A 24,639-nucleotide genomic window follows, 5' to 3' on the forward strand; every position below is an offset into this window, starting at 1 on the left:
TTTTGTGAACCTGTCCGGTGACCTCATGCCGCCTCGGCCTGCGACGCCTGGTCGAGTGCGTAGCGAAGACCGGCTATTGGCTCCAGCAGAGACTGCAGCACGTGGTACAGTTCGGCCGGCGTGCTGCAGTCAGCGATGCTCTCGTTGATGTAGAGGTTGTCATCCCTGAGCCCGGTGAACATGCCGGCCTGCTGGCCAAGGAACCGCGGCTCGAAAACCGGAAGATAGCGCCCACCTTCCAGTCGCGCGATTGCGCGGCGGCAGAGCTCCGCATGCATTTCGAATTCTTTCGGCTCGATGGCGCGGCTGCATTCGCGCGCCAGGGCACGGATGAAATTCTCTTCCCAGCCGTCCACGGCAATCTTGTAGGTCGTCTTGAACCAGTGCTGTCCCGACATGATCGAGGCGGCGACGCCGAGATTGGATTTGAACGGAAAACCCTCCATTGCCGCGCCGCTCTCGAAGCGGTTGCCCTTTTCGCGGACAAAGGTTTCGTAATTCTCCATCGCCTTGGCAAAACGGCCGATGGCAGAGGAATTGCTCTTCTCGGTGGCACCTTGGATGGAGAGCGGCCGGCTGACGAAGACAAAATTCCTGGCGGCGAACAACAGCTTGTTGCCGAAATCATAGTCGACCGTCGGATGCTCGAATGTGCGTCCGCCACTAAACCGCCGGACCAGCTCGATCGTCTGCCGCGAGACTGCGCCATGGTAGATGGTGAAGGGCATGGCGGGGACAAAGCTTGCCCCCTCCCAGCGGAACATGCGTTTCACCAAAGCCGACCGATTGACGTGCCTGACGTCATTGCCGAGCGAAATGGAGAGATTGCCAGGGAATGGGCGATAGCTCGGCCACTTGAAGCCCGGCTTGTTCCAGGCGACCGCCTCGGTTCCCGGCGCATGGCGAATGATGCCGGCAATGATATCGGCGATATCTGGATCGACATAGTCATCGTCGCCGATGAAGCAAATCCAGTCGCCGGATGCCGCGACAATCGTCCGCTCCCAATTGTCCTGCATCGGCAGCGTTTCGGGTTCGGACGGCAGATAGCGGACGCGCGGATCGGCAATGCCGGCCATGAAGCCGTTCATGATCGACGGCTCGTCGGAATTGTCGGCAAACACGAATTCGACGTCCGGGCGCGGATTGGCGATCAGATCAAGGATCGTCTGCCGGAACGTCTCCTGCCGGTTGCGCGAGGGAACGCAGATGGAGAGCTGGGGTCTGTCAGTCATCGGCCGCCGGACGCGTCGTCGCCCGGCTGACGTCCGCAACCTTGATCGGCGTCTTCGCGCCGGTGTCGGTCGTCTCGGGCGTCAGTGCTCCCTCAGTGCCGGTATCGCCGTCACGAACTTCCCACCCCAGTCTCTGATATAGGAAAGCTGGTTCGTGATCTCGGTTTGAATATTCCATGGCAGGATCACCACTCTGTCCGGTTTGTCGGCCTTGAGCCGCGCTTCGTCGACGATCGGAATGCGGCTTCCAGGCAGATAAAACCCCTGCTTGGCCGGGTTCTTGTCCACCACGAAGGCGATGAGGTCCGGCTTGATGCCGGCAAAATTCAGAAGCGTGTTGCCCTTGGCCGCTGCGCCATAGGCGGCGACCTTGAGACCTTTGCGCTCGCATTCGATCAGATAGGCGACGAAATCATTTCGCACCCGCCGCGCGCTAGCCTGGAAACCGGCATGGAACGCCTGCTCTCCGATTCCGGCTCGCCGCTCGGCATCGAGCACGCTATCCACCGATCCTTGCCTATGCCTTAACGCGGCATCCGCCCGCGACGCAAAGACGCGGAGGCTGCCGCCATGCCAGGGTGTCGTCTCCACGTCGAAGACCTTCAGCCCATTGGCCGCGAAGACCCGGTCGACCGCGGTGAGCGACAGGTAGGAATAGTGTTCGTGATAGGCGGTGTCGAACTGACTCTCGACCACCATGTTGATGAGATGCGGAAATTCGAAGGTTGCCACACCTTCGGGCTTCAGCAGGATCGCGAAGCCGGCGACGAAGTCGTTGATGTCAGGGACATGCGCGAGCACGTTGTTGGCGGCCATGAGGTCGGCCTGCCAGCCCTTCGCCACGAGTTCCTTCGCCAGCGCCGTGCCGAAGAATTCCTCGACGATTTCTATGCCTTTTTCGCGTGCCGCCGCAGCCGTGCTGGCTGTCGGCTCGACGCCAAGGCAAGCAATGCCCCGCGCTTTGACGAACTGGAGTAGATAGCCGTCATTGGCAGCGATCTCGACCACGCGTGACTTGGCATCCAGTTGATAGCGTTCCGCCACGGTCTCGACATAGGTTTTGGCGTGGTTGACCCACGAGGTCGAGAAGGAGCTGAAATAGGCATAGCTCTCTGAGAAGAAGGTTTCACGATCAGCGAAATCCTCCGTCTGGGTGAGCAGGCAATTCGAACAGGTGCGGATGATCAGGGGATACCAGAGTTCCGGTGCCGCCAGCGCATCTGCGGCGACATAGGAATTCGACGGTGGCGCGGTGCCGAGGTCAAGAAACGGCCAGAAATCCTCGCCCCCGCAATGGCGGCATTTCATACGGCAATCCCCTCGAACCGGGCATCGATCAGCGGATGGTTCTGGTCGCGCGGCGAGAGATTGGCGACGGGCAGCGGCCAGGGAATGTTGAGCACCTTGTCGAGTGGATTGAGCCCGCCCTCGGACTCGGCCCGGAATGGCGCCGAATGGGCATAGAGCAGTTGCACATCGTCGGTCAGCGCCTGGAAACCATGGGCAAAGCCTTCCGGAATCAGCAGCGAATGCATGTTGTCTGCGGAAAGTTCGGCCGCATAGTGCCAGAGAAAGGTCGGCGATGCCTTGCGGACGTCGACGGCTACATCCAACACCGTGCCGCGCAGGCAGGTGACCAGTTTGGCCTCGGCGAAGGGCGGCTTTTGGTAGTGAAAGCCGCGCACCGTGCCTTTCTGCAAGGTCACTGTCTCGTTGACCTGGGCGATACCGCCCAGCCAACCAAACCCCGCCATGCCTTCGGAATCGAACAGGCGGCTCAAATGCCCGCGCTGATCGGCCAGCTTCTGGCGCTTGAGCAGGATCAGGCCTTCGATCGGCGTGCGCGTGGATTGGAAACGGCCGCTCATGCGCTCGCCGCCTTTTTCGTTTCCGCCGGCGCCATGGCCTCGAAGGCTTCGATATCGGCGACGCAGAGTTCCCGCGCCAGATAGCCGGCATGTAGCCCCTTATACCAACCCCAGGTGCGGGCGATCGTCTCGTCGAGCGAGAAGCGCGGCTCGAAAGAGAGTTCGCGCGCCGCCTTGCCGCTGTCGAGCGTCAGGAAGCCGGCTTCGTGCGGCCCTTCGTCGTCGCTGCCCCAGATGAAGTCCCAGGTATCGAAGTGAGAAGACGAGCGTTCCAGGAGTTGCCGTACCGTGGTCGTGCTCGACGGATCGGGACCGAAATTATAGGCCGAACCTGTCGACGGCGCGTGCCATAACGCTTCGGCGAGCAGCATATAACCCCAGAGCGGTTCCAGTACATGCTGCCATGGCCGCACCGATTCGGGCCGGCGGATTTCCAGCGGCCGGCCGGTTTCGAGCGCCCGGATCGCGTCCGGCACCAGCCGATCCTCTGCCCAGTCACCGCCGCCGATGACATTGCCGGCGCGCGCCGTCGCAATGCCGATATTGCGTGGCAGGAAGAAGGAGCGGCGATAGCTCATCGAGACGACATCCGCCGCCGCCTTCGAAGCGCTATAGGGATCGTGGCCGCCGAGCGGATCTTCTTCACGGAACGGCTTGCCGAGCTCGGCATTCTCGTAGACCTTGTCGGTGGTGACGACGACGATCGAGCGCAGGTCGGGTGCGATCCGCAAGGCATCGAGCAGATTGATCGTGCCCTGCACATTGGTCTCGAAGGTCTCCACCGGCTCACGATAGCCGACGCGCACCAGGGGCTGCGCCGCAAGATGGAAGACCACCTCCGGCTTGACCTTCAGCACCCGGTTCTGCACCGCCAGCCGATCGCGGATATCGACGATCTCGCCGGGCTTGTTGTCGGAATAGACAAGCATGCGATGCAGCGATGGCCTGTCATCTTTCGGTGCCAATGACAGGCCGTGCACCTCAGCCCCCAACCGGTTGAGCCAGAGCGTCAGCCATGCCCCCTTGAAGCCGGTATGACCGGTGACGAGCACTCGTTTGTCGCGCCAGAAACTCTGCATGTTCACCACACTTTCCAGGGCGGGTTGCCAGACGCCCAGAGATTTTCGAGCTGGATTTTGTCGCGCAGCGTATCCATCGGCTGCCAGAACCCTTCGTGAAACCAGGCCTTCAATTGGCCGTTGCGGGCGAGCTCGCCGAGCGGCTCCGCCTCGAAACTGGTATGATCGCCGTCGATCTTGTCGATGACACGCGGCTTGAGCACAAAGAAGCCGCCATTGATGAAGCCGCCTTCGCCTTCCGGCTTCTCGACGAAACCGGTCACGTCGTCGCCTTCGAAGCGCAGCGCACCGAACCTGGCCGGCGGCCGGACAGCCGTCACCGTTGCGAGCTTGCGGTGCTTCTTATGGAAGGCGATGGTCTCGGCGATATTGGTGTTGGAGAGGCCGTCGCCATAGGTGAAGCAGAAATCCTCGTCCGGATCGAGATAGGCGGCGACCCGCTTCAGGCGCCCGCCGGTCATCGAATTCTCGCCGGTATCGACCAGCGTCACCCGCCAGGCTTCGGCGTTCTGCCGATGGAACTGCAGCCGGTTGGCGGAGAGGTCGAAGGTGATGTCGGACATATGCAGTCCGTAATTGGCGAAATATTCCTTGATCATGTAGCCCTTGAAGCCGCAGCAGATCACGAAATCGCGGATGCCATGGGCGTAGTAGATCTTCATGATATGCCAAAGGATCGGCCGGCCGCCGATCTCGACCATCGGCTTGGGCCGCGTCTGCGTCTCCTCGGCCAATCGCGAGCCGAGTCCGCCTGCCAGGATCACCGCCTTCATCACTTCTCCACAGACGTCGAATCGTGCCCCGCCGGTCAGGCGGGATCAGATTTGACGATCTTGGCGGGCGAAGCTTTCGCGGACCTAGAGTCCGAGATGAGCAGAAGTCATGTGTGGGCGCTGGCCAGCGAGAGCCAGAACAATCCATAGATTTTCGATACGGCAAGGATCATTGCAAAAAAGAGCACAGGCAGCAGCAACCATAGCTTCGATGCGCGGTTGGCAAGAATGTCGCCGGCGATTGCCATAGGCAGCAAGAATGGGGATACCAGCAGCATCGCCAACAAGGCCCAATAAGCAAGCATGGTCAAAGGTACGATGAACAGTGCGAAAACAAGGCCGATCAGCCAAGTGAACAAACTGTCGTTCGACATCTGTGGAAGGACGTGGCTGGCGCCCCTACCAAAGTCATTCCATGTATATGAGTCCCATACCAGCCTTACGCCGGCCAAAGCGAATATCAGTAGCGTATAAAGAATCGTAAACTTGCATTTCGAAATAAGCCGCATCACGCAGTCGTTGCTCCGGTATCTGGAGGTGACGATCGCACGCAAAGATAAAGATTTCGGCGCAGACCACATCCGCTGTCCAGAGACGTCGAGCCTGCGGGATAAGCGGGGACCATATGCTTCTCGCGATGAGAAAATTCGGATGACAGCGAATCCTTTTGGGCTACGCCCGCCTCTTTGGCATCGGAGCGATTTGCTCTGCCATATCCAGGAGGTTACAATGGCGTTCTACAGAAAGAATATTCGCAGTCTCGAACAGGTCGTCCGGATCGCAGCTGGCCTCGTCGCCGCCGTGGCCGCCTTCGTTTATCTCTTCGGCTGGCTTGCAATCCTGGTCGCGGCAAGTGGCGTGGTCCTCGCACTGACCGGCATCGTCGGCTATTGCCCAATGTGCGCCATGGCAGGCATCGACAGAAGGAAAGGCATGTGACGCGCGCAGCTGTCCCGGCGGACATCTTCTATGCAGCGCAGCTCGGCGACCGGGACGCGATTGCGCGCCTGTTGCAGCTCGCCCAGCCGGATATCCGCCGCTACGCCCGCACCGCCTGTCGGACGGCGTCGGATGCCGAAGATGCTGCACAGGAAGCTTTGTGGCTGCTGTTCCGGCATGTCGGGGCCATCCGCACATTGCTCGCCTTTCCTGCCTGGCTGGGCAAGGTCGTCACGCGCGAATGCATTCGCCTGGCGCGCAAGGCGGGTCTCAATCGGCCGATAGCCGATGACGATCAGGTGTTCGGGCTGGACCGCTCCGACACGGATTTGCGCCTTGATCTGGCAGCGGCCTTCGAATCACTTCCGGCGCATTACCGGGACGTCGCGCTGATGCGCGACGTCAAGGAATTGACGATCGAGGAAATCGCAATGGCGCTGGGCCTAACGCGCGAGGCGGTCAAGGCGCGGCTGCATCGCGCTAGGCAGTTGACGAGGGAGTTCCTGATGCGGTGAGAAACGGAGACTTCGCCCGGTCATTTTCTATTGGCAATTGAATAGGAATTTATCGCCGCTGATCAAGCGAATCTCGATCTTGCTCGGACAATGCATTTGCATTACATTTGCAGTCTAGCGCAGGAGTGCCGTCATGAATGTCCGTCCGATACTGGAAATCGAAGCGACCATCACCGAGCGCGGCCAGACCACAGTGCCTGCCGCGATCCGGAAGATGCTTGGCATTCACAAGGGAGCCGTCGTCTTTAAGGCATTGGCGGATGGCACTGTGCTGATTGAGCCGAAACAGGAGGAGAGCGAGGAGGACCCTGCGATCGCGGCCTTCCTTGCATTTCTGGAGAAGGATATCGTCAATAACCCGCAGAACCTTGTTCCTTTCGACAAGGCTTTGATGGACGAAGTCGATGAACTCGTCGCCGGTGTGGAAGTCGATATGGACGCACCGCTCGAAGATGAGTGATTGGATCGTCAATGGTTGGAAGATATTTCCCCATCCGAGTTTCAGGGCGCAATATCTCAAGGTCATAAATGACGCCAAAAAGGCGCGTTTGACAAATCCTGCAAACTATACGTCTTCTCGACCCGCCAAGCTTCTGGCCGCTATGCGGAGGATGGCGTTCGAGGACATTCCTTCCAATCCGGCCGATCCCAAATTTCGCCAAGGCGGCACTTTGGGGGATGGATATGCGCATTGGCGACGGGGCAAGTTTCTGCAGCAATATCGGTTGTTTTTCAGATATAGCGAAAAAGACCGGGTCATAGTTCTTGCTTGGGTGAATGACGAAAACACCAAGCGCGCCTATGACAGCAAGACGGACGTGTATAAGGTCTTCGGCAAGATGCTGGACAGCGGCAATCCTCCGGATGATTGGAATACGCTGCTCAGCGAAGCAATGGCTGCATCTTCAGTGACGGATGACGACGTTTAGTCTCACAGCCGCTTCACATACTCCACCAGCCGCTCGGCTGCCGCCTGCACCTGCGCCGGATCGCGCAGAAAGCAGGCGCGGATGAACTGCTCGCCACCCGGGCCAAAAGCTGTGCCGGGCGCCATGCAGACACCGGTCTTGTCGACGATATCGAGCGTTGTGACCCTGGAATCGGTCACACCGTCGATCTTCAGGAAAGCGTAGATGGCGCCATCCGGCTTGCGCGTTTCGACACGGTTGGTGGCGATCAGCGCATCGCAGAGGATGTCGCGCGAGGTCCGCGCCTTCTCGACATTGGCACGCACGAGATCATCACCCTGTTCGAGCGCCACCACGCCGCCGCGCTGCATGAATTCGGCGACGCCTGAAGTCGAATATTGCACGAGGTTCTCGATGATCTGGCCGAGTTCCGGCGGCGCGATAATCCAGCCGACGCGCCAGCCGGTCATCAGCCAGTTCTTGGAGAAGGAATTGACGAACAGGATCCTGTCGCCTTCCTCCCTGATGTCGAGGAAGGAGGGCGCCCGGCCGCCGGGAAAATGATACATCGCATAGATCTCGTCGGCGATGATCCAGAGACCGTGCTTGCGGGCGAGCGCCAGGATGGCCTTGAGGTCGTCATGCGTGGCCGTCCAGCCGGTCGGGTTGGACGGCGTGTTGATGAACAGCACCTTGGTCTTTGGCGTGACCGCCGCGGCCAGCGCATCCACGTCGAGCGACCATCGGCCATTGGCGAAGGCGAGCTTCACCGGCACGGGCTTGCCGCCCGACACGCCCAGCGCGCCGTCGAAATTCGGCCAGGCCGGCGTCAGGAAGATCGCCTCGTCGCCGGCCTTCAGGGTCGCCTCGATGGAGAGCTTGATTGCCTGCATGCCGGAGCCGACGACATAGCAATGGTCTGTCGGCACGTGCCGGTCGAAATTGCGGGCATAATAGTTGGAAATCGCCTGCCTGAGTTCCGGAATGCCGCGCTGATAGGTGTAGAAGGTGTGCCCGGCCCGCATCGACGCGATCGCCGCATCACAAATGAACTGCGGCGTCGGCGCATCGCCTTCGCCGGCCCAGAGCGGGATCAGATTGTCGCGTCCGCGTGCATAGGTGATGATTTCGACGATGCCGCTATCGGGCGCGAGACGAGCATGGGGATTGAGGCTGTCGAGAAAGGTCATTGCAGGCTCCAGGTGCGTGCCCTCCTGATAGCCTGAATTCCGCGCGAAATCCCATAAGAAATGTTGAAGCTCCTGTTAGCTCCATGAATGCGCTCAGAGCAGCGACAATGCTCCGAGCGCGGCCTATCTCCCGGGAGTGATACGCCCGGCAGATAGAAGAGGCTATACCCTCATATCGAGAGGCTCAATGCCATGCATCCGCCATCTCGCTCTTGCGCGTGTCCATGAAGGCGCGCAACGCCTCGTCCAAGCCTTCATCCAGCGCCGGCGCCTCGTAATTCTCCAGTACCCGCTTCCACTTCCGGTTCGCACGCGTCGCCATGTCGGTCGAGCCGCCTTCTTCGCTCCATTTTTCGAACGGCTCGTTGTCGGAGAGCTCGCTGTCCCAGAATGCTGTCTGGTAGTTCCTCAGCGTGTGTTGCGAGCCGAGGAAATGGCTGCCCGGACCGACCTCCTCGAAGGCATCATAGGCGAGCGCATTGTCGTCGAATTCCACACCTTTGAGATAGGCATGCAGGGCGCCGCAGAAATCCGTGTCCATGACGAATTTTTCGTAGGACATGGCCAGCAGCCCGTCGAGGAAGCCCGCCGAATGCAGGATGAAATTGGCGCCGCAGTGGACGGCCGACATCATCGACATCACGCCTTCCTGCATCGCCTGTGCATCCGGCAGCTTCGAATTGGAGAAATTGCCGGCGCAGCGCAGCGGCAGGTTCAAACGACGTGCCAGCTGACCGATCACCATCGAGCCGATCGCCGGCTCCGGCGTGCCGAAGGTCGGCGAACCCGACCGCAGCGACATGGAAGACAGGAAATTGCCGAAGATCACCGGCGCGCCCTTGCGTTCGAGCTGGGTCAACGCACAGCCGGCCATGGTCTCGGCATAGCTCTGGGCAATCGCGCCGGCATTGGTTACCGGGCCCATGGCGCCGCCAAGGATGAAAGGCACGATCACGGCGGCTTGGTTGGCGCGGGCATAGGCGCGGGCCACCTTTGTCATGGTGCCGTCCCAGACGAGCGGCGAGTTGACATTGACATTGCCGAGGATGACGCAGTTCTTGTCGACGAAATCGCGGCCGAAGACGACGCGTGCCATCTCGATCGAATCTTCAGCGCGGCTCTCGGCGGTCACCGAGCCCATGAAGCAGCGATCGGAATATTTGACATGGCTGTAGACCATGTCGAGATGCCGCTTGTTGACCGGCAGATCGACCGGCTCGCAGATCGTGCCGCCGGAATGATGCAGCCAGGGGCTCGATTGCGCCAGCTTGATGAAGTTGCGGAAATCCTCGATCGTGCCATAGCGCCGGCCCTTGTCGAGATCCATGACGAAGGGCGAACCATAGGCGGGCGTGAAGACGACCGACTTGCCGCCGATCACGACATTGTTGGCCGGATTGCGCGCATGTTGCGTAAACGACGACGGCGCCGATTTCAGGATTTCCCTGAGCATGCCGGGCTCGAACGTGACCAGCACGCCCTGCACATTGGCGCCAGCCTTCTTCCAGAGGTCGAGCGCTGCCGGATCGTCGCGAAATTCGATGCCGATTTCCGCCAGGATGCGCTCGCCGGTTCGCTCGATCCGCTGCAACGCTTCCTCGCCAAGGATGTCATAGGTGGGAATGCCTCTGACGATATAGGGCACGCCGAGCGGCTTGGCTGCGGGGTCGCGGCGCTTGCCGCGTTCACGCCGGGTTTTGGGTTCCTGGACGGATTCTTCGGCGGCGACGGACATGGCATAAACTCCCTTGTTGCTGGAGGAAGACTAGCGACGAAATTTGCAAATGTATCCTTCATATTTTTTGAGGGAAGCTATAAGGTGAGCTTATGCTAAGCCTGAAACGCCTGCTGCCCTCCGCCTCGTCTCTGGTCGTCTTCGAAGCCGCCGGCCGACACGAGAATTTCACCCGCGCCGCCGAGGAACTCGGCATGACGCAGGCTGCCGTTTCCTATGCTGTCCGGGCGATGGAGGACCAACTCGGCGTTCCGCTTTTTCATCGCAGCCACCGCAATGTCGAACTGACGGAGGCCGGTGCCCGCTTCCATGCCGACGTCTCCGCCGGACTGGCGCGTATCCAGAAATCGGCGGAAGCGATCCGCGCCAAGGGCCGTGAAACCAATGTGACGCTCGCCGCCTCGACCGCCTTCGCCTCGATGTGGATGCTGCCGCGCATCACCCAATTGCGCGAAGACCTGCCCGATATCGATCTTCGCATCCAAACGTCGGTCCGTGATCTCGACCTTGAGGAAGAGGCGATCCCGCTCGGCATTCGTGGCGGCGATCCATCCGAATGGCCGCAATATCACGCGGCTTTGTTGGCGCCGGAAGTGGTCAATGCGGTGGCGAGCCCCGCCTTTGTCGAGGCGCTTGGCGGGCCTCCGTCGCTTTTGCAGATGACCGATCTCAGGCTCATTCACCTGGAGGAGCCGGTGCGCGAGGCCTGCGACTGGAAGGAATGGTTCGAAAGCGCCGGCATACCCTTTCGGCAACCATACCGGCCGTTGATCATCAATGACTATGTGCTGGTGATCCAGGCCGTGCTGTCGGGGGAGGGGATTGCGCTCGGCTGGCAGCACCTGATCGACGCGCAGGTCAAATCCGGCACACTGGTTCCGGTCGGCAACCACGTGCTGAAGACGGGTGCGGCCTTTTACGTCGTTTGGCCCAAATCGCGGGAATTGAGCGGCCCCGCCCGCAAAGTGAGAGATTGGCTTCTGGTGCAAGGCGCCGGCCGCGATGAACTGTTCTACAGCGACCGGCTACTCGGCGGCCTGTGATTTGCCCACCAGGAAGTAAAGGTTCATCGGCCCCTTGCCCTTGATCTCGACCTCGCCGCGATGTTCGAAATTGTAATTCGCCCCCAGAATGTCGCGCACCTCCGGCGTGATCTGGATTCGCCCCGGCACGCCAAAACTTTCCATCCGGGACCCGATGTTGATCGTGTCACCCCAGACGTCGTAATAAGGCTTGTTATGGCCGATGACGCCGGCCGTGGCCGGGCCGACATGCAGACCGATGCGGATCGACAATTGCTCGTCGAAATCGGCCATCAGCTGCTCGGAAACCTCGATCATCTCCAGCGCCATATCGGCCATCGATTGTGCATGGCCGTCCGACCTTTCCGGCATGCCGCCGGCCACCATATAGCAATCACCGATCGTCTTGATCTTTTCCAGTCCGTGCTTTTCGGCGAGTATGTCGAATTGTCCGAACAGGCGGCCCAGAAAGCCGACGATCTCCTCCGGCCTGCGCAGCGCGGAGGCCGGAGTGAAGTTGACGACATCGGCGAAGAGGATGCTGATCGAATCGAATTGTTCCGCAATCACGGTGCCTGGATTTTCTTTCAGCCGGTTGGCGATGCTCGTGGGCAACAGATTCTTCAGCAAGAGTTCGGAACGCGCATATTCACGCAGCAATGCCTCTTCCGCAGCTCCCGCCCAATGCATTGCAAGATAAGTAAACCACCCGAGCCCGAACTCGATCGCTAAGATATTGATGATGTAGTTGATATCGGGCTGCGTCAGGACGAAGTCGCCGGCAAACGGATTGAGCATCTGCTCGAAGGCGAAGCTATGGGGCAGAGGTTGGGCCGGGATGAGAAATTGCAATGCAAGGTGCAATACGGTGGCCAACAGCGACCATGCCAACATGCCGTAGGGGCGCTTCACCACGAATACTAGCGCTGACAATGGTCCGAGGAGCAGCAAGAAGAGCGGGCTTCCGCCCGATCGCCCGAACAGCGCCGCCATGATCACACAGATCAGGCAGATGGTGATCAACAGGAAATAGGAGCTCACCCTGCGCAAACGTCGCGCCATCAGTGCTGCCGCGAGAAAAAGCAGGAAGAAGACGATCTCGATCGCAAACAGGAGCGGCAGCCGATAGATCGGATCCGTCCCGGCCAAGGCCAGATTGTAGAAGAAATAAAAGCCCGTGACTGCCGCGCCGAACAGGCTGCCGAAGCGGACCACGCCGAGGCGCCGCCTTGCGAGGGAAAGACGTCGGATGTCGGCCGGTTGCGCCGCAACGGGAGATGAATGTCCGCCATTGCTGGCGGCATGGGTGGAAGAAGACATGTGCCGATCCCTCTGTCACGGCAAACTTGCGCATCGCAGGGACCGGCGTCAACAGTGCCCTCGCTGCATTTTGCCGCATCCGATATAGTCGGCGTCAAGCGCCTTGAAATTGCCGTCAGTTCGCCGCATTTCGGCATGTAGATGCGAGTGTCGACCGGTCCCGGAGAGTCATATGGTCATCAAGCGTGTTCTTTTGGGTGCAGTGATCGCCCTGACAATCGCGCCCGGCGCCCGCGCCACGGACGCGATCGTCGCTGACCCGAACCAGTTGGGCGGCGAGCAGAATGTCAGTGCCTGCGATGCCTATGGCAGCGGTTTCTTCCAGCTTCCGGGCACGCACACTTGCGCGCGGATAAAAGGCCAGCTCCGCTACGACATGGGCGTCAGCTCGACCTCAGGTCATGTCAGCCACGGCCACTCGACGTTGGATTTCGAAACCCGCAGCGATTGATCGCGGTTGTCGATCAGGCAGTCTTCATTTCGCCGGCCGTGTCGGCGTCGATATACTTCCGCGCGATATAATCGAGTGTTGCCTCGGCATCCACCGGCCGGCCATAGAAATAGCCCTGGCCCATGCCGCAGCCCAGCGCCTTCAGTCTCAGCGCCTCGGTGAAATCCTCGATGCCCTCGGCGACGACTTCGAGTTCGAGGCCGCGACACATGGTGATGATCGCCTTGACGATGTGATCGGAGGCCGAATCGGTGGTGATACGGCAGACGAAGGAACGGTCGATCTTGACCTTGTCGAAGCTGAAGTCGCGCAGGCGGCTCAAGCTCGACTGGCCGGTGCCGAAATCGTCGAGAGCGATCCTGACACCCGCCGCACGCAGCTCCGAGACGATCTTCTGCGCCGTGTCCGGATCGGTCATCATCGCCGTCTCGGTGATTTCGAGTTCCAGCCGCCGGAGATCGAGCCCGGTGCGGTTGATGATGGCGAGAATGTTGAACGCCGTCGACGGGTCCATCAGCTGCGCCGAGGACAGGTTGAACGACAGGAACAGTTCCTTCGGCCAGGACAGTGCGGCATCCGCCGCCTTGCGCAGCAGCGCCTCCGACAGCGCGTCGATAAAGCCGCGCTCTTCGGCCAGCGGCACGAACACGGCCGGGGAGACGAAACCCAGATCCTTGTCGATCCAGCGCGCCAGCGCCTCGAAACCGACGACGCGATCATTCTGCAGGTCGACGATCGGCTGGAAATGCACATCGACGTCATTGGCGATGATGGCGTTGCGCAAGGCCTGTTCGAGCTGCGTGGAGCGTTTCATCTGCTCGGCGATCTCAGTCGAATAGACGGTGATCTGGCCGCGACCGCGGCGCTTGGAACGATAGAGCGCGGTCTCGGCGCTCTTGAGCAGGTCCTCGAATTCGTCGCCGGCAAATGGATGGATGGCAAAGCCGAACGAGGCGGAAAGGCGCACATTGCGATCGCCCAGATCGTAAGGCGCCGACAGCACTTCCTTGAGCATCGCGCCAATCTTTTCAGCGCTGCGGCGCTCGAAGACGAGCGGCAAAAGGAAGGCGAATTCGTCGCCTTCGTAGCGGACCACGGTAGCCCCGTCGGGTATGCAGGCCTTGAGCCGATGCGCCACCTGGCAAAGAATCTGGTCACCCGAGGACGGCCCGAACAGGTCGTTGATCGGCTTGAATCCATCGAGATTGGCAAAACCGATGGTGAAAGGCGCGGGATCGGCGGAGCGGTCCGCAATGAGCTGCCGAACCTTATCCCTCAGCCGGTGGCGGTTGCCGAGCCCGGTCAGCGGGTCGGTGAACGCCAAGGCGTGCAATTCGCTCTGACTTGCTGCCGTTGTGCCCCCGTCAGCTAGCGTCATATCCGCATTCCCTGTTTGGCTTTTCCCTCAATCCCAAAGAGTGCCGCGAAAGTCTTAAAAATTGCCTTTCTTCCGGCAACGAGTTTTCCCTGACACATGTCAAAAAATGCACGTCCCCGTGAAAAAATCAGGATTATGCTGCTGGCATCGCTATCTGGCCGGATCTCTCAACATCCTGAAGCAAATGTTTGCGGAGCATCCGATCCACGGCCTCCGAGCTCAGGGGTTTGGAGATGACATCCGCCATCCCAGCCTGCTTGCAGGCCTGCCGCTGTTCGGCGCTGTCTCTCGATATCATGCCGATCACCGGCATTTTGACATAAGCTTCTTTTGTCAGCAGCTTGAGCTTCGGGATGAACTCGGAAACCTCCATGTCTGGCAGCGTCACGTCGACCAGCACGATATTGGGCTTGAATTCGGCGATCTTCTCGATCGCCTTCTCGCCCTCACTCACCACCAGAAAGTCCAGTCCGAGATTTTCCAATATCTGTTCGATAACGAGCCGGTTAACGGGATTGTCCTCGACCGCAAGCACTTCGATGGTTTGCGGTTCGACGCGGGGTTCGACCGGCGCCGACTGGCGCACGGTCGCCGAGGCCGGCCGCGATTTGCGATCGAAGGCGTCGATGATGTTTTCCATGGCGTCCGTGCCGGGCGGCAGCGTGCGGTGGCGAACGCCATATCTGGCTGCGAGCGCGGCAAAGGCGAAATCATTGCCCGGCTCGATCACGACCAGGTCGATCTTGATGCCGGCTTCGACGATGGCCGCGAGAAAGGCGCTGAATTCCGTTTCGGTGCGGATGACACAGAGTTCGATATTGTGCGCTGCCGCTCGCCGGACGGTGTCGGCTTCCTCCGCGCCGGCACTTACATAAACGACCTTGTGGCTCTTCTCCAGTCGTGCCGCATCACCGATGAGATTGCGCCCGTCGCCCTGTGTCGCGACGATGCCTTCCTCGCCGCCGAAGGCAAGCACGAGATCGGGGTTCGCAGCACTCCCCGAGCCGGCGAATTTTTCGAACGGCAACTCGTCGAAACTCATGGCGATGTAGTGGCTGCCTGCCTTGCCGATCCGGCGGGCGCGGTGCAGGACGGTCTGCGACTGCCCCTCGGGCCGATCAAGCTTGATGATCGATTCCCTGTCCTCGCCGGTGGCGAGCAGATGCCAGTCGGCTTCCTCCAGCGAGCCGGCAAGGGTCGGTTCGAATATGTCCCAGACGCTCGAGCCCAGGATCGCATCCGGCGCTGCGTTCAAATTCCTGCAGAATTGCCGGTTGACCGCGGCAAAGTTGAGGTTACGGTCCTTGACGGCGATGGCGACGGGCAGCGCGTCGAGGATTTCCTCGGTCATGCGCACACGCTCGTGATCGGTCCGCCACTGCTGTTCCTTCTTTTTGTGCTCGGTGACATCCTGGATGATGGTGAAGCCGAGACCGGACGAAAAGCGGCGGCTAATCACGCGGAACCAGCGATCCGGGCCGGAGGGCTCGATGGCATCCACCCGCTCCCTCCAAGCCGACGCGACGCGCTCGGCGATCCAGTCCTCGCGTTTCTTGTCCTTGAAGCCGCCGGAATAGCCGAAGCGGCAGCCGGCATCGTAAAGCGCACCATAGAGATCGCGGGCGCGTGTGCCGGGCGCGAATTGGGCTTCCCGGATCGGGAAATGATGCATGAGCCGGACGCTGGCAAAGCTCACTTCGTCCAGCTTGTCGGTGACGAAGACGGCGGCGCCAAGGGCTTCGCAGAAGACCTCCAGAAGACTGTACTGCATGATGGCGTCGAAGGAGGCTGCGTCGCCCATTACGGCTCCCTGCCTTCACAGGCACGATTCTCTTGGATGCATGCTGGCATCGGCCTGAAGCGAAACCCGGCGGGCCCGTCAGAGCCGCGCCAGCCTGCGACTCGAGCCTGCAGGAAGACCGAATGCCGGTTTCCGCAATCATTTCAAGATGTATGATTTATTGCAGCAGAAACTTAACTCTGATTTAATCTGGCATGATTTGCTTGCAGAAAGACAAAAAACCGGCGGTTGAGCCGGCTATTCCGCCGCTTCCTGCCGAGGTTTGAGCAACGGTTCCGGCACGACCGGTTGGTTGAGCAGGAATTCACGGCCCGCGGTGATGCCTTGCACCTGTTGCAATTGCAGCCGCGCTTCATCGCGTTCACGAATGTCGTCGCGGATGGCGATCGCGTCTTCGGGTGGAACACCGAGTGCTTCGATCGTTTTCTGCCCGAACAGCAGCCCCGATTCCAGCGTTTCGCGCAGTTCAAACTCGACGCCCTTGGCTCTGAGTTCCAGCGAATGGATGCGGTCGTAGGCGCGAGCGAAAATCCGGACATTGGGATATTCGGACTGGATGAGTTCGACAATGCGATCCGTGGTTTCGCGCGTATGCGTGCAGACGGCGACAATCTTGGCCTGCCTTATGCCGGCAGCCTCCAGCACATCCTTGCGTGTGCCGTCGCCGAAATAGATGCGGAAACCGAAGGTCGAGGCCTGGCGGATACGGTCGGCCGTGTGATCGATGATGGTGACGCTGCGGCCGCCGGCAAGCAGGATCTGCGCGGCGATCTGGCCGAAGCGTGAAAAGCCGATCATGAACACGTCGGCGCCGGCGCCATCGAAATCTTCGTCCAGCTGCTCGGCCTTTTCCGGCACGATGAACAGCTTGGGAATGTTGGCGACCAGCGGCGTCAGAGCCATCGTCACCGTGACGATGGCAATCAACAGCGAGGATGTGGTCGTGGAAAAGACCATGGCGCTGGCCGCGGTGGTGAACAGCACGAAGCCGAATTCGCCGCCCTGCGCCAGGAGAAAACCGATCTTCAGGGCGCTGTTGTGCGGCGACCCCGCAAGCCGCGTCAGACCGTAGATGACCAGCGCTTTGGCCGCCATGACCAGCGGCACGGCGATGACGATGATCGGCCAATTCTTGAGGATGACATCCAGTTGCAGCGACAGCCCGACTGCCATGAAGAACAGGCCGAGCAGCACGCCGCGGAACGGCTCGATATCCGCTTCCAGCTCATGCCGGAACGAGGATTCGGCCAGCATCAGGCCGGCGATGAAGGCGCCCATCGCCATCGACAACCCGGCAAGCTCCATCAGTGTCGCGGCACCCAGCACGACGAATAGGGCGGCGGCGATCATCGCTTCGCGGGCGCCGGTGCGACCAATGATGGCGAACAGGGGCGTCAGCAGATATTTGCCGGCGAGGATCAAGGCGGCAATGGCGGCGATGGCGATGCCCGCGCCCTGGAAGCTGAAACCACCGCCCTGCTCGCCATCCGGACCGAGGAAGGCGACGACCGCGAGCAGCGGCACGATCGCCAGGTCCTGGAACAGCAGGATGGCGAAAGCCCGCTGGCCGCCCGGTGTGTTGAGCACGCCGCGCTCTTCCATGATCGGCAGTGCAAACGCCGTTGATGACAGCGATAGTCCATAGCCGGCGACGATCGCGCCCTGCCAGGTGATCATGCCGGAAAGCCAGGCGATCAGCGACAGCACGCCGCCGGACACAACCACCTGCGCCGCCCCGAGCACGAAAATATCCCGCCGCATCTGCCAGAGTCTCGCCGGCTTCAGCTCCAGGCCGATGATGAACAGCAGGAAGACAACGCCGAGTTCGGCAACCGACAGGATCTCGCCGCCACCGGTGATCAGTTTGGCGATAGGCCCGATCACCACGCCGGCGGCGAGATATCCCAGCACCGTGCCCAATCCGAGCCGCTTGAACAAAGGCGCAGAAACGACTGCTCCGCCCAGGAGCAGAATGGCTTCGCTGAACAGGGCGTGAGGCTGCGACATGCTTTTCCTGAGGCTGATCGAAATTCAAACTTAGTTAGTGCGACCCTTGATGATTTTGCAAGCGCACAATAAATGAAGTCCAGCAGAAAGGTCTCCCATGTCCGAGCCCATTGATTCCTCGTCACTTCTCTCCCGCGCCTCCGAACTGGTCGATCTCGCCGTCAAAGCCGGCGCCACCGCGGCGGACGCGGTGGTCGTGCGTTCGCATTCGCGCTCCGTCTCCATCAGGTTGGGCAAGGTCGAGGGGACTGAGTCCTCGGAAAGCGACGATTTCTCGCTGCGTGTCTTCATCGGCAAGAAAGTCGCCAGCGTCTCGGCCAATCCCGGCTTCGACATGAAGACGCTCGCCGAACGCGCCGTCGCCATGGCCAAGGCCTCGCCGGAAGACCCTTTCGCCTGCCTCGCCGATCCAGCCGATCTTTCGCATGATCATCCAGATCTCGATCTTTTCGACCCGACCGATGTTTCCTCCGCCGAATTGACAGATGCCGCGCTCGCAGCCGAAGCTGCGGCTTTGGCCGTCAGCGGCGTTACCAATTCCTCCGGTGCCGGCGCCTCCGCCTCCATAGGCGGTCTTGTCCTGGTCACCTCGGACGGCTTTTCCGGCAGCTACATGGCGACCAGGTTTGGCCACGGCGTCAGCGTCATCGCCGGCGAAGGCACGAAGATGGAGCGCGACTATGACGGCGATTCCCGCCTGCATTTCGCCGAACTCGAACCCGCCGATGTGATCGGCCGCCGCGCCGGTGAGCGCGTCGTCAAGCGCCTCAATCCGCGCAAGGCCGACACCGGTTCCGGCCTCACCGTCATCTATGATCCGCGCGTCGCCCGCGGTCTGGTTTCGCACATCGCCGGCGCTATCAACGGTGCGGCCATCGCCCGCAAGACCTCCTTCCTGCAGGAGATGATGGGCAAGCAGATCCTGCGCGCCGGCCTGACGATCAGCGACGATCCGCTCATCGTCAACGGCCCCGCCTCGCGCCCCTTCGACGGCGAGGGTGTCAAGGGTGAGCGCCTGCTGATGGTCGAGGATGGCGTACTGAAGCACTGGTTCCTTGCCACCTCCGCCGCCCGCGAACTCGGCCTCAAGACCAATGGCCGCGGCGCCCGCGGCGGCACCGCCGTGTCGCCGACCTCCACCAATCTGGCGCTGGAGCCGGGCGACATCGCACCCGAGGATCTGATCAAGTCGGTGAAGAACGGCTTTTACGTCACCGAGATGATCGGCCATGGTGTCAACATGATCACCGGCGAATATTCGCGTGGCGCCACCGGCTTCTGGATCGAGAATGGCGAGCTGACCTATCCGGTCTCGGAAGTAACGATTGCCTCCAATCTCAAGGACATGTTCCTATCGATGGTGCCGGCCAACGACATCGACCGTAAATATGGAACCGCAGCGCCGACGATCCTGATCGAGAATATGACGCTGGCGGGCAAGTGACATCTATGACGACCGCATCCGATGACCATGCCGCGGTGCTCGACGTCCTCGTCGAGGCGTCGCTTATGGCTGGTCGTGAGGCGATGCGCTTCTTCCGCAACGATGTCGAAGTGTTCTGGAAAAACGGCGGCACCTCGCCGGTCACCGCCGCCGACCACGCCGCCAACGATATTCTGCGCGAGCGCCTGCTCAACGCCTATCCGGACTACGGCTGGCTGTCGGAGGAAAACGAGGACGACCCAGCACGCCTGACGCATACCCGCGTCTTCATCATCGACCCGATCGACGGCACCCGCGCTTTCATGGCCGGCAAGGACACGTGGTGCGTCAGCGCCGCCGTGACCGAAGACGGCGCCCCCATCGCCGGCGTCCTCTATGCCCCTTCGCTCGACGAACTCTACATCGCCACCGCCGACGGCATGGTGAAGAAGAACAGCATGCCTATCCGCGTTGCCGACCCCGCTCCGACCGGCCGCTTCCGCCTCAGCGCCGCCGACCAGATGATCAACCGGCTGGCGCCTGAAACCCGCGATGCCATCGATCGCCTCAGCCGCATCCCGTCATTGGCCTATCGGCTGGCAATGATCGCCGATGGACGGATGGACGCGACGCTGGTGATGCCGAATTCCCACGATTGGGACTTGGCGGCAGCGGATCTGATTCTCCGGAACGCCGGCGGAAAATTGACCGACACGACAGGTCGGGCGCCGAGATACAATGCGAAATCTCCAACGCACGATGTGCTGATCGCTGCGAGCGATGCAGTGCATGCGCGAGTGTCGGGAGCGTTGGCTGGGGTGGGAGTGTAGGGCGCAATACACGCGATTCGCCGGCGGACGTTTGCGCTGTTTGAAGCCGATGAATGTGCCACCACAGACAAGGCTCGCCAAACACTCGCATGGCGACTAAACCCGCATGGGCATCATGAAACTTCGTCGTGGATCGAGAAATCAGCGCCCTACGCGCCGCTCCCTTCACGCGATGCGCCGTGGTTTCAGACCGCTTTCCAAGGTTTGGTTCTCCGCCCTGAGGCTGTGCRTCTCCTCGCCGGCAATTCCTAACACCGGGAAGAGCAATTCCGCCACGCTGAACGCCCCTTCCAAATGTGGATATCCGGAGGTGATGATCGTCTCGATGCCGATCGCCTGATATTCTCGGAGCCGCGCGGCGACGTTTTCGGGGCTGCCCACCAGAGCGGTTCCGGCGCCGCCGCGAACGAGGCCAAGACCTGCCCATAGGTTCGGCGCGATGACCAGCTGATCACGCCGCCCCTGGTGCAGCGCCGACATGCGCTTCTGGCCAACGGATTGCGACACGTTCTGGAACTGGTTCTGCGCCGCGGCAATCTGCTCGTCCGTCACCCGGCTGATGAGATCGTCGGCGGCAGCCCAGGCTTTTTCTTCCGTTTCGCGCACGATGATGTGGATGCGCAGGCCGAACCTGATCCTGCGGCCATACGCAAGCGCGCGCTCGCGGACGCGGTTGAGCTTTTCGCCGAGCTGGTCGACCGGCTCTCCCCAGCTTAGATAAACGTCGGCATGCTTGGCGGCTACGTCAATGCCCGCATCGGACGATCCGCCGAACCAGATCGGCGGGTAGGGGCCTTGCACCGGCGGGAAGGAAAGCCCCTTGCCGTGCGACGACAGGTACTTGCCCTCGAAATCCGGGTCCTCGCCCGACAGGATGCGTCGCCAGATCGTCAGGAACTCGTCGGTCTGCTCATAGCGCTCGCTGTGTCCGAGCTTGTTGCCGTCTCCGGCAAGATCGGTGGGATCGGCGCCGGTGACGACATTGAACAGCGCCCGTCCGTTGGATATCCGATCCATGGCCGCGGCATGGCGGGCAAACATGGCGGGCGTGGCGCTTCCGGGACGCAGAGCCACCAGGAAACGCAGACGTTCGGTGAGCGGAATGAGCGCCGAGGCCGTAACCCAGGCATCCTCGCACGAGCTGCCCGTCGGCAGCAGCACGCCCTTGAAGCCGAGGCGGTCGCAGGCCTGCGCGATGTCGCGCATATAGCCGAAACTCGGCGCACGATAACGCTCCTCGCTGCCGATATACGGTCCGTCGCCATGCGTCGGCAGATACCAGTACATGTCCAGGGGTTTGTGCGAAGCGCTCATGATTAACCTCCCATCCGATTAAAGCTTGCCCTTCCAGGGCACCAGCCGGTGCTCCAGCCAGCGCATTCCTGCGGTAAAGGCGAAGGCGAAGACTGCGATGATGATCAGGCCGACGAAGACGACGTCGGTGGCGAGGAAGTTGGCGGCGGACATGATCATGTAGCCGACGCCGGACTGCGCGGCGATCAGTTCGGCGGCGACCAGCGTCGACAGCGTCGCGCCGATGGCGATGCGGACGCCGGTCAGGATTTCCGGCAATGCCGAGGGCAGGACGATCGAGGTGAAAATCTGCATCGTATTGGCGCCGAGCGAGCGAGCGGCGTTGATCCTCTCCTGCGGCACCGAGCGCACGCCCGCCTGCGCGGCAAAACAGATCGGCGCGAAGGCCGAGAGGCTGAGAAGCAAGATCTTCGATGCCTCACCAATGCCGAGCCAGATGATCAGCAAAGGCAGGTAGGCAAGCGGCGGCAGGCCCCAGTAGATATCGATCGGGACGCTCAGGATACCCTTGGCCCAGCGGTTGATGCCCATCAGCAGGCCCAGCGGAATACCGAAGCCGATGCCGAAAGCGAGCGAAACGCCGACCCGGCCGAGGCTGGCGAGGATATGTTCGAGAAGCGTCCCATTGGCGTAGCCGTCATTGGCAACGGCGACGAACTGCGTGGCCACCTCCGCGGGCGACGGCAGGAAGAGCGGCGATGCGAGGCGGAAATGCGTCGCCACCAGCCAGAGCCCGATCAGTCCGAGCAGCGTCGCGGAACTGATGGTGAATGTGCCGCCAATCTTGCCGGCCGCACGTGGCGTCCGTACCCGCTCCGATTTCTTTTCGGTGATGGGCACTGCGGAGTCGATCACTGCGCTCATTTCGATATCCTCGTAAGTGGCGATGAGAATGGGTCAGGCGGCCGCTTGCAGCACGTGCCGGCTGTCGGTTCTGTGGATCAGCGATCGGATTTCTTCGCGAAGCGCGACGAAACGCGGATCGGCCTGGATTGGACCGATATCGCCGCTCGTGGCAAATTGACGGACGAAATCTGCTTCATAGCGGGCGACGATCCGGCCCGGCCGCGGCGACATGACCAGGATATGGGTGCCGAGCGTCAGCGCTTCYTCGATCGAATGGGTGATGAAAAACACCTGCTTCTTCGTCTGCGCCCAGATCGAGGCGAGCAGCTGCTGCATGGTTTCACGGGTCAGGCTGTCGAGCGCCCCGAAGGGTTCGTCCATCAGCAGAATCTTCGGATCGGTGGCGAGCGCGCGGGCAATGCCGACCCGCTGGCGCATGCCGCCGGAGAGTTCGTAGGGAGGCTTGTTCTCGAAATCGGCGAGCCCGACGAGATTCAGCAATTCGCGCGCCTGGCGATGCCGCTCGCTCTTGGGAATACCCCGATATTTCAAGCCCAGCGCGACATTATCGATGACGTTGGCCCATGGCAGCAGCGTGTCTTTCTGGAACACGACGCCGCGGTCGCCACCCGGCCGGTCCACGGGAACGCCATCGATCAGGATCTGGCCTTCGGTCAAAGGCTGGAAGCCGGCAATGGCATTGAGCAGCGTCGACTTTCCGCAGCCCGAGGCCCCGAGAGCGACGACGATCGAATCCGGCGGAATGTCGAAGGAAACATTGTCCAGCGCGTGAACGGTCGAGCTGTCGGCAGCGTCGAATGTCATGGTGGCGTTGCGTATCGAAAGCATAGGCCTTGTCCTTTTGAATGCGCGGCGGCCCCTGTCGTGGAGCCGCCGCTGTCATCGTTCAGGTCTTAGTTGGAAGCGAGCGCCGCCTTGGCGAATTGGGGATCGACGAATGCGGCGTAGCTGTCCTTGACCGCGGTGATCTTGTGCTGATCCTTGAGGAAATGCGCCGTGGCCTTCAGCGTCTTGGCGACGTTGCCGTTATCGCCGCCACCGAGCCAGGCGTCAGTGACCTGGTCTTGAAGAGGGATGACGACAGTGGTCTTCAGCCAGCCGTAGTTTTCCTCGGGCGTGCCGCCCTGCAGCTTGGCGATCAGCTTGATATTGTCCGAGCTCGGACCCCAATTGTTGGGGTTCTTGCTGAAATCGACATAGTAGCTGTCGATCAGGCTGACATATTTGGTGAGGAATTCGGGGTTCTTCTTGGCGAAGTCACCGGTGACGACCAGCGCGCTGAACACCGGTGCGCCGCGCTTCGACACTTCGCCGGAGGTGATCAGCACCTTGCCATCTTTCTTCAGTTCAGACAGCGCCGGATCCCAGACGAAGGCGCCATCGATGTCGCCGCGCTTCCAGGCCGCGACGATCTGCGGCTGCGGCATGGCGATCACCTGGGCGTCTTTTTCCGTCAGGCCCTGCTGCTTGAGATAGGCGAGCAGCTGGTAGTGATCGGTGGAGACGGGTGCTGCGGAGAACTTCTTGCCCTTCAGATCGGCAGCCGAATTGATCTCCTTGCGCACGACCAGTCCTTCGCTGTCGCCAGCGCCGGCAGTGACGTAGATGCCCTTGACATCGAGATCGCGGCTCACTGAAGCCGCATAGGGGCTCGACCCGACGTCGCCGAGCTGCACGTCGCCCGACGCGATCGCGGCAAAGATATCGGCGCCGGAATTGAAGCGGCGAAATTCAATGTCCCAGCCCGTCTTCTTGGCCAGTTCACCATTGGCGATACCGACCAGATAGGGCACGGCGCCGGTCTGATAGGCGATGACAACTTTCTTGGTGTCATCTGCATGGGCGGCGGTCAGGACGGAGGCGATCAGTCCGAAAGCTCCGAGAATTGCCTTAAAGCGCATGGTTTCACTCCCCTGAGTTCAAGCGTCGGCCGTTGTGGCGACGAATGACAAAGAGGATTTCATAAATACATATTTTTTATAGA

At 61.0% G+C, this 24,639-nt stretch carries 24 protein-coding genes; 8 read left to right on the forward strand and 16 right to left on the reverse strand.

Going from position 1 to position 24,639, the window contains the following annotated elements; translation table 11 throughout:
* Positions 1-23: 23 nt before the first annotated feature.
* The 6 genes from AC1D06_RS14185 to AC1D06_RS14210 all read right to left on the reverse strand — a co-directional run bounded on the left by AC1D06_RS14185 (position 24) and on the right by AC1D06_RS14210 (position 5,536).
* Positions 24-1,235, reverse strand: coding sequence for a glycosyltransferase family 2 protein (locus AC1D06_RS14185; RefSeq protein ID WP_477881904.1), 1,212 nt, complete (start codon positions 1,233-1,235; stop codon positions 24-26).
* A gap of 81 nt (positions 1,236-1,316) precedes the next feature.
* Positions 1,317-2,543 (reverse strand): methyltransferase domain-containing protein, encoded by a 1,227-nt coding sequence (locus AC1D06_RS14190; protein ID WP_477881905.1) that lies wholly within the window; start codon positions 2,541-2,543, stop codon positions 1,317-1,319.
* The gene (locus tag AC1D06_RS14195) at positions 2,540-3,103 is read right to left on the reverse strand and encodes a dTDP-4-dehydrorhamnose 3,5-epimerase family protein (RefSeq protein ID WP_477986697.1); all 564 of its coding nucleotides are present in this window, start codon (positions 3,101-3,103) and stop codon (positions 2,540-2,542) included. The genes AC1D06_RS14190 and AC1D06_RS14195 overlap by 4 nt, the downstream gene beginning before the upstream one ends.
* A complete protein-coding gene (gene rfbG, locus AC1D06_RS14200; RefSeq protein WP_477881978.1) occupies positions 3,100-4,182 on the reverse strand; it encodes a CDP-glucose 4,6-dehydratase in 1,083 nt (360 codons plus the stop codon). The genes AC1D06_RS14195 and rfbG overlap by 4 nt, the downstream gene beginning before the upstream one ends.
* 2 nt (positions 4,183-4,184) lie before the next feature.
* Positions 4,185-4,955 carry a glucose-1-phosphate cytidylyltransferase gene (gene rfbF, locus AC1D06_RS14205; RefSeq protein ID WP_477881908.1) on the reverse strand — a complete coding sequence of 257 codons (771 nt, stop codon included), beginning with the start codon at positions 4,953-4,955 and terminating at the stop codon, positions 4,185-4,187.
* Between the two features lie 107 nt (positions 4,956-5,062).
* On the reverse strand, positions 5,063-5,536 hold the full coding sequence (locus AC1D06_RS14210) for a hypothetical protein (protein WP_477881909.1): 474 nt from the start codon (positions 5,534-5,536) through the stop codon (positions 5,063-5,065).
* 148 nt (positions 5,537-5,684) lie between these two features.
* Here AC1D06_RS14210 and AC1D06_RS14215 point away from each other — a divergent pair, with 148 nt between their 5' ends.
* The 4 genes from AC1D06_RS14215 (at position 5,685) to AC1D06_RS14230 (ending at position 7,338) form a co-directional block, all read left to right on the forward strand.
* Positions 5,685-5,894 carry a YgaP family membrane protein gene (locus tag AC1D06_RS14215; protein WP_477881911.1) on the forward strand — a complete coding sequence of 70 codons (210 nt, stop codon included), beginning with the start codon at positions 5,685-5,687 and terminating at the stop codon, positions 5,892-5,894.
* Positions 5,891-6,409: an RNA polymerase sigma factor gene (locus AC1D06_RS14220; protein WP_477881913.1), complete on the forward strand. Its 519-nt coding sequence runs from the start codon at positions 5,891-5,893 to the stop codon at positions 6,407-6,409. Before AC1D06_RS14215 ends, AC1D06_RS14220 begins: the two co-directional genes overlap by 4 nt.
* A 133-nt stretch (positions 6,410-6,542) precedes the next feature.
* A complete protein-coding gene (locus AC1D06_RS14225; RefSeq protein WP_477881915.1) occupies positions 6,543-6,869 on the forward strand; it encodes a type II toxin-antitoxin system PrlF family antitoxin in 327 nt (108 codons plus the stop codon).
* Positions 6,862-7,338, forward strand: coding sequence for a type II toxin-antitoxin system YhaV family toxin (locus AC1D06_RS14230; RefSeq protein WP_477881917.1), 477 nt, complete (start codon positions 6,862-6,864; stop codon positions 7,336-7,338). The genes AC1D06_RS14225 and AC1D06_RS14230 overlap by 8 nt, the downstream gene beginning before the upstream one ends.
* 2 nt (positions 7,339-7,340) lie before the next feature.
* On the opposite strand, the gene AC1D06_RS14235 is transcribed toward AC1D06_RS14230, so the two are convergent.
* Both AC1D06_RS14235 and AC1D06_RS14240 read right to left on the reverse strand, forming a co-directional pair.
* Positions 7,341-8,507: a pyridoxal phosphate-dependent aminotransferase gene (locus AC1D06_RS14235; protein ID WP_477881918.1), complete on the reverse strand. Its 1,167-nt coding sequence runs from the start codon at positions 8,505-8,507 to the stop codon at positions 7,341-7,343.
* A gap of 184 nt (positions 8,508-8,691) precedes the next feature.
* The gene (locus tag AC1D06_RS14240) at positions 8,692-10,242 is read right to left on the reverse strand and encodes a trimethylamine methyltransferase family protein (RefSeq protein ID WP_477881919.1); all 1,551 of its coding nucleotides are present in this window, start codon (positions 10,240-10,242) and stop codon (positions 8,692-8,694) included.
* A 92-nt stretch (positions 10,243-10,334) separates the two neighbouring features.
* Here AC1D06_RS14240 and AC1D06_RS14245 point away from each other — a divergent pair, with 92 nt between their 5' ends.
* Positions 10,335-11,285 (forward strand): LysR substrate-binding domain-containing protein, encoded by a 951-nt coding sequence (locus AC1D06_RS14245; protein ID WP_477881920.1) that lies wholly within the window; start codon positions 10,335-10,337, stop codon positions 11,283-11,285.
* Here AC1D06_RS14245 and AC1D06_RS14250 read toward each other — a convergent pair.
* Positions 11,268-12,584 (reverse strand): adenylate/guanylate cyclase domain-containing protein, encoded by a 1,317-nt coding sequence (locus tag AC1D06_RS14250; RefSeq protein ID WP_477986698.1) that lies wholly within the window; start codon positions 12,582-12,584, stop codon positions 11,268-11,270. The genes AC1D06_RS14245 and AC1D06_RS14250 overlap by 18 nt on opposite strands.
* Positions 12,585-12,756: 172 nt before the next feature.
* On the opposite strand from AC1D06_RS14250, the gene AC1D06_RS14255 reads away from it, so the two are divergent.
* Positions 12,757-13,035, forward strand: a complete 279-nt coding sequence (locus tag AC1D06_RS14255; RefSeq protein ID WP_477986699.1) for a porin — start codon at positions 12,757-12,759, stop codon at positions 13,033-13,035.
* 13 nt (positions 13,036-13,048) lie between these two features.
* Here the strand turns inward: AC1D06_RS14255 and AC1D06_RS14260 are convergent, their stop codons facing one another.
* The 3 genes from AC1D06_RS14260 to AC1D06_RS14270 all read right to left on the reverse strand — a co-directional run bounded on the left by AC1D06_RS14260 (position 13,049) and on the right by AC1D06_RS14270 (position 18,221).
* Positions 13,049-14,413 (reverse strand): putative bifunctional diguanylate cyclase/phosphodiesterase, encoded by a 1,365-nt coding sequence (locus tag AC1D06_RS14260; protein ID WP_477881924.1) that lies wholly within the window; start codon positions 14,411-14,413, stop codon positions 13,049-13,051.
* A 133-nt stretch (positions 14,414-14,546) separates the two neighbouring features.
* Positions 14,547-16,214, reverse strand: a complete 1,668-nt coding sequence (locus AC1D06_RS14265; protein ID WP_477881925.1) for a response regulator — start codon at positions 16,212-16,214, stop codon at positions 14,547-14,549.
* A gap of 237 nt (positions 16,215-16,451) precedes the next feature.
* Positions 16,452-18,221 (reverse strand): monovalent cation:proton antiporter-2 (CPA2) family protein, encoded by a 1,770-nt coding sequence (locus tag AC1D06_RS14270; protein ID WP_477881926.1) that lies wholly within the window; start codon positions 18,219-18,221, stop codon positions 16,452-16,454.
* Between the two features lie 97 nt (positions 18,222-18,318).
* Between AC1D06_RS14270 and AC1D06_RS14275 the strand changes: the two genes are divergently transcribed.
* Positions 18,319-19,665, forward strand: a complete 1,347-nt coding sequence (locus tag AC1D06_RS14275; RefSeq protein ID WP_477986700.1) for a TldD/PmbA family protein — start codon at positions 18,319-18,321, stop codon at positions 19,663-19,665.
* Between the two features lie 5 nt (positions 19,666-19,670).
* Entirely contained in the window at positions 19,671-20,474 is an 804-nt protein-coding gene (locus tag AC1D06_RS14280; RefSeq protein WP_477986701.1) for a 3'(2'),5'-bisphosphate nucleotidase CysQ, read from the forward strand.
* Positions 20,475-20,639: 165 nt separating this feature from the next.
* On the opposite strand, the gene ssuD is transcribed toward AC1D06_RS14280, so the two are convergent.
* The 4 genes from ssuD to tauA all read right to left on the reverse strand — a co-directional run bounded on the left by ssuD (position 20,640) and on the right by tauA (position 24,556).
* Positions 20,640-21,788, reverse strand: coding sequence for an FMNH2-dependent alkanesulfonate monooxygenase (gene ssuD, locus AC1D06_RS14285; RefSeq protein ID WP_477986702.1), 1,149 nt, complete (start codon positions 21,786-21,788; stop codon positions 20,640-20,642).
* 18 nt (positions 21,789-21,806) lie between these two features.
* On the reverse strand, positions 21,807-22,652 hold the full coding sequence (locus AC1D06_RS14290; protein ID WP_477986703.1) for an ABC transporter permease subunit: 846 nt from the start codon (positions 22,650-22,652) through the stop codon (positions 21,807-21,809).
* A 33-nt stretch (positions 22,653-22,685) separates the two neighbouring features.
* Positions 22,686-23,483: a taurine ABC transporter ATP-binding protein gene (locus AC1D06_RS14295; protein WP_477986704.1), complete on the reverse strand. Its 798-nt coding sequence runs from the start codon at positions 23,481-23,483 to the stop codon at positions 22,686-22,688.
* Positions 23,484-23,548: 65 nt separating this feature from the next.
* On the reverse strand, positions 23,549-24,556 hold the full coding sequence (gene tauA, locus AC1D06_RS14300) for a taurine ABC transporter substrate-binding protein (RefSeq protein WP_477986705.1): 1,008 nt from the start codon (positions 24,554-24,556) through the stop codon (positions 23,549-23,551).
* Positions 24,557-24,639 lie beyond the last annotated feature (83 nt).

The sequence above is a fragment of the Rhizobium sp. P2_G2 genome (genome assembly GCF_056403555.1).